4 protein-coding genes are annotated in these 3998 nt (G+C 78.1%); 2 read left to right on the top strand and 2 right to left on the bottom strand.

Annotated features, from left to right (window positions below):
* Positions 1–187 precede the first annotated feature (187 nt).
* Both ACFU5J_RS21880 and ACFU5J_RS21875 read left to right on the top strand, forming a co-directional pair.
* Positions 188–1219 (top strand): murein hydrolase activator EnvC family protein, encoded by a 1032-nt coding sequence (locus tag ACFU5J_RS21880; protein ID WP_430580118.1) that lies wholly within the window; start codon positions 188–190, stop codon positions 1217–1219.
* Positions 1220–1292: 73 nt separating this feature from the next.
* Complete coding sequence (locus ACFU5J_RS21875; protein ID WP_430580117.1) at positions 1293–1868, top strand: dihydrofolate reductase family protein; 576 nt, start codon at positions 1293–1295, stop codon at positions 1866–1868.
* 61 nt (positions 1869–1929) lie between these two features.
* Here ACFU5J_RS21875 and ACFU5J_RS21870 read toward each other — a convergent pair whose 3' ends face one another.
* Positions 1930–2877, bottom strand: coding sequence for a tyrosine recombinase XerC (locus ACFU5J_RS21870; protein WP_430575132.1), 948 nt, complete (start codon positions 2875–2877; stop codon positions 1930–1932).
* A gap of 77 nt (positions 2878–2954) precedes the next feature.
* Positions 2955–3947, bottom strand: coding sequence for a DNA-processing protein DprA (gene dprA / locus ACFU5J_RS21865; protein WP_430580116.1), 993 nt, complete (start codon positions 3945–3947; stop codon positions 2955–2957).
* Positions 3948–3998 lie beyond the last annotated feature (51 nt).

Below are 3998 nucleotides of genomic sequence, written 5' to 3'. Positions count from 1 at the left end.
GTCCTGAGCCCGGTCGTGGGACCCGTCCGTCGCGGCGCCGAGCGGCCGGTCGGAGCGCGGGCACCGCCGTCGTCGTCGACGCCGTCCCCGGCGATCGGGCGGGCGGGACCCTGCCCCCAGGACGGCCGCGTCCCCAGGATCCCACCGCGCCGCCCCACCGCCGGCCCGGCCCGGCCAGGATGCCCGCATGACTCCCGTCCCCGGCCCACCGCTCCCCCGCCCGCCGGCCCCGCGCGCCGCGGGGCCCACACCGCCCCGCGCCCCGGGGCCGACGGAGCGCGGCTCGGCCGCGCCGCCCTCGGCGCCCGCCGGTCGCGGCGCACGGCGGGCCGCCCGGGCCGCCCTGCTCACCGCGCTCGCGCTGCTGCTCGGCGCCGCGCCCGCCGTGGCCGGAGCGGCGGGCGGTGGTCCGCGGCCCTCCCTGCGCGCAGACACCGTCCTCGGGACGCACGTCCGCGCCATGGCGGAGGCGGCGGGGACACCAAGCGCGGCTGGGACACCAAGCGCGGCTGGGACACCAAGCGCGGCTGGGACACCAGGCGCGCCGCAGGCGGCAGGGACGCCAGGAGCCCCGGAGGCAGACGTTGCGGACGCTGCGGGCGCGGGCGCTGCGGTAGCTGCGGGCGCTGCGGCGCCGGCGACGACGATCCACCACGCCCGCAGCACGGCGGACGGCACGGCGGACGGCACGGCGGACGGCACGGCGGACGGCACGGCGGACGGCACGGCCAACGGCACGGCCAACGGCACGGCGGACGAGCTCGCGGGCGACATCGCGGGCGACCTCGCGGGCGGCCTCGCACCGCGCGACGGCTGGTCGCGTCCCGTTCCGGGGTCGGTCGTGCACCCGTTCGACCCTCCCGCCGAACGATGGCTGGCCGGCCATCGCGGCGTCGACCTCGCCGCGGGTGCGGGCGACCCGGTGCGGTCCCCGGCGGCAGGGGTCGTCTCCTTCGCCGGCTCGGTCGCGGGCAAGCCGGTCGTCGTGGTCACGCACCCCGGCGGCCTGCGGTCGACCTTCGAGCCCGTGACAGCCTCTGTGGGCCGCGGCGACACCGTGGGCCGCGGCGAGGCGATCGGCGTCGTTGCCGACACCCCCGGGCACTGCGCGCCCGCCGGATGCCTGCACTGGGGCGTGCTGCGCGGTGAGGTCTACCTGGACCCGCTCGCGCTGCTCGGCGAGGACGCCCCGATCGTGCTGCTCCCCGGCGGCCCCTGAGAGACCACCGACGAGTACGGCGCGCCGCGACGGTCTCACCCTCGACCGGACTTCCGACGAAGGAGGAGACGCCATGGCCAAGGTGATCGCGGGGGCGACCGTCTCGCTGGACGGGTACGTGCAGGACGCCGACGGGGACTACGGCGCGCTGTACGCGGACTTCGGCTCGCTCGAGAGCAGCGCCTACATGCGGCAGCTGCAGGAGGAGACCGGCGCGGTGCTCATGGGCCGCCGCACGTACGACCTCGCCGAAGATCCCGACGGCTACGCGGACGGGTACGAGTTCCAGGTACCGATCTTCGTCGTGACCCACGAGCCGCCGCCCGTCGCACCGAAGCGCAACGACCGGCTCTGGATCACCTTCGTCCCGGACGGGGTCGCGGAGGCCGTCGCGCGCGCCGTCGAGGCCGCGGGCGACCTCGACGTGACCTTCATCGGCGGTGCCGAGGTGTTCGGCCAGCTCATGGCGCACGGTCTCGTCGACGAGCTGGCCATCGACGTCATGCCGGTCCTGTTCGGCGGCGGGGTCCGGCTGTTCGACGGAGGTGCCGGGTCCGTGCCGCCCGGCACCACCCTGGAGAAGGTGAGCGTCCAGGAGATCGGCGTCCGCACGTCCCTGCGTTACCGCGTCGTCCGGGACGGCGCGTAGGGCGAGCACCGGGCCCCGGGGCGCCGTCCGGGAAGCAGCTCGGGGGGCGTCCGACGGGAGGTCAGGCGCGGGGGAAGGCCTGCACGAACACCTTGCGGAGGCGCTCGTCGTCCACGTGGGTGTACCGCTGGGTCGTGCCGAGGTCGGAGTGCCCCAGCACCTCCTGGACGGACCGGAGGTCGGATCCGCCCTGGAGCAGGTGCGTGGCTGCCGAGTGCCGCAGGGCGTGCGGGGCGACGTCCTCGACCCCGGCCTGCGCGGCCAGCTGGTGCACGGCGTCGCGGACCTGACGCTGCCCCCACCGTCCGCCGCGCGCGCCGAGCAGGAGGGCGGCGCCGGACCCGGGCTGCACCAGCGCGGGCCGGCCGGCCGCGAGCCACTCCGACACGGCGCGCGCCGCCGGCACCCCGAAGGGCACGACCCGTTCCTTGCCGCCCTTGCCGAGCACCCGCACGAGCCGCTCGGTGAGGTCGACGGCCGGGACGTCCACCTGGACCAGCTCGCCCACGCGGATCCCGCTGCCGTACAGCAGCTCCGCCGCGGCCCAGGCGCGCAGCGCGGAGGGCCGGTCGTCGGGCTCGGCGGCGTGCGCCGCCTCGCGGGCGGTGTCGAGCAGCGCCGACGCGGCGTCCGCGCTCAGCACCGTGGGCAGGGTGCGCGGGACCTTGGGGCTGGCGAGGCGGGCCGTGGGGTCGACGCTGACAAGCCCCACCCGGTACGCCCAGCGCAGGAAGGTGCGGGCCGCGGCGCCGCGGCGGGCGATCGTGGCCCGCGCCAGCCCACGGTCGGCCTGGGTGGCGAGCCAGCCGCGCAGCACGGCGACGTCCACGCCGGGCAGGTCCCCCACGCCGTGCCGCACCGCGTACCGCAGCAGCGAACCCACGTCCGCGCGGTAGGCCCGGCGTGTGTGCGCCGAATGGCCCCGCTGGACCTCGAGAAACTCGTCGAAGCGGGCCAGCGCCTCGTCGAGCGGCGCCGGCAGCGGCGGCAGGTCCGGATCGGTGTCCATCCAGGTCAGTGTGCCCCTGACGGGCCGAGAGGGGGGTGAGGCGACGCGCGTGTCTCCCCCGCGCCACCCCGTCCTCGTCACCCTCGCCTCCCGGTGCGGCGGGTCCCCCGGTGCCAACGGCCGCCGTCCTGCGCGGCGAGCCCGTGCAGCTCGAGGTCGCCGAGCCCGGCGAGGGTCTCCGCGATCGACAGCCCCGCGGTCCGGATCAGCGCGTCCAGCGCCGCGGACGACCGCGCCGGCAGCGCGTCCCACACCCGCCGCGCGCGCTCGTCGAGCGCATCGACCTCCTCGGGGCGGCCGGCCCGGGGCGTGGTCCCGGCGGCCGGGCTCCCCGACGCGCGCGGGTCGCCGTGACCGCCCTCCGCGTCGGCCGGCCCGGCGACCGCTCCCGTGCCGTACGGGCCCGCGAGCTCGGCCACCTCCGCGGCGTCCGTCACGCAGACGGCCGCGCCGTCGCGCAGGAGCACGTGACACCCGGTCGACGTCCCGGACGTCACCGGACCGGGCACGGCACCCAGCGGCCGCAGCAGCCGGGTCGCGTGCCGGGCCGTGCTCAGCGCACCCGAGCGCCACGCCGCCTCGACCACCACCGTGGCGCACGACGCGGCGGCGATGATCCGGTTGCGTGCCAGGAACCGCTGCCGGAACGGGGCGGAGCCCGGGGGCACCTCGCTGACCACCGCGCCGCCGCCGTCGGCCAGCCGGCGCAGCAGCTCGGCGTTCCCGGGCGGGTAGAACCGGTCGACGCCTCCCGCGAGCACGGCGACCGTGGGCGCGCCGCCCGCGAGCGCCCCGCGGTGGGCCGCGGCGTCGATCCCGTACGCCCCTCCGGAGACCACGGTGAACCCGCGGTCGGCGAGCCCGGCCGCGACCCCCGAGGCCACCTGGTCGCCGTACGCGCTGGAGGCCCGCGCCCCCACCACCGCGACCGAGCGCTCCACGAGGGCCGCGAGGTCCGGATCGCCCCGCACCCAGAGCGCGAACGGCTCCTCCGCCCCGAGGTCGACGAGCCGACCGGGCCAGCGCGCGTCGTCCGGGGTCAGGAGGCTGCCGCCCAGCCGGTCGAGCACGCGCAGTCGAGCCCCTTGTTGACCGACGCCATCCCGCACGGGCAGGGATTC

The organism is Isoptericola sp. NPDC057559 (assembly GCF_042801555.1).
Lineage (GTDB): Bacteria > Actinomycetota > Actinomycetes > Actinomycetales > Cellulomonadaceae > Isoptericola.
Note: the sequence above shows the minus strand (reverse complement) of the source record. Positions and strands in the feature narration are given on the sequence as shown.

Bases quoted from the DNA above. Each gene is read 5' to 3' on its own strand.
- ACFU5J_RS21880 (WP_430580118.1), top strand. From the start codon at position 188: ATGACTCCCGTCCCCGGCCCACCGCTCCCCCGCCCGCCGGCCCCGCGC.
- ACFU5J_RS21875 (WP_430580117.1), top strand. From the start codon at position 1,293: ATGGCCAAGGTGATCGCGGGGGCGACCGTCTCGCTGGACGGGTACGTG.
- ACFU5J_RS21870 (WP_430575132.1), bottom strand. From the start codon at position 2,877: ATGGACACCGATCCGGACCTGCCGCCGCTGCCGGCGCCGCTCGACGAG.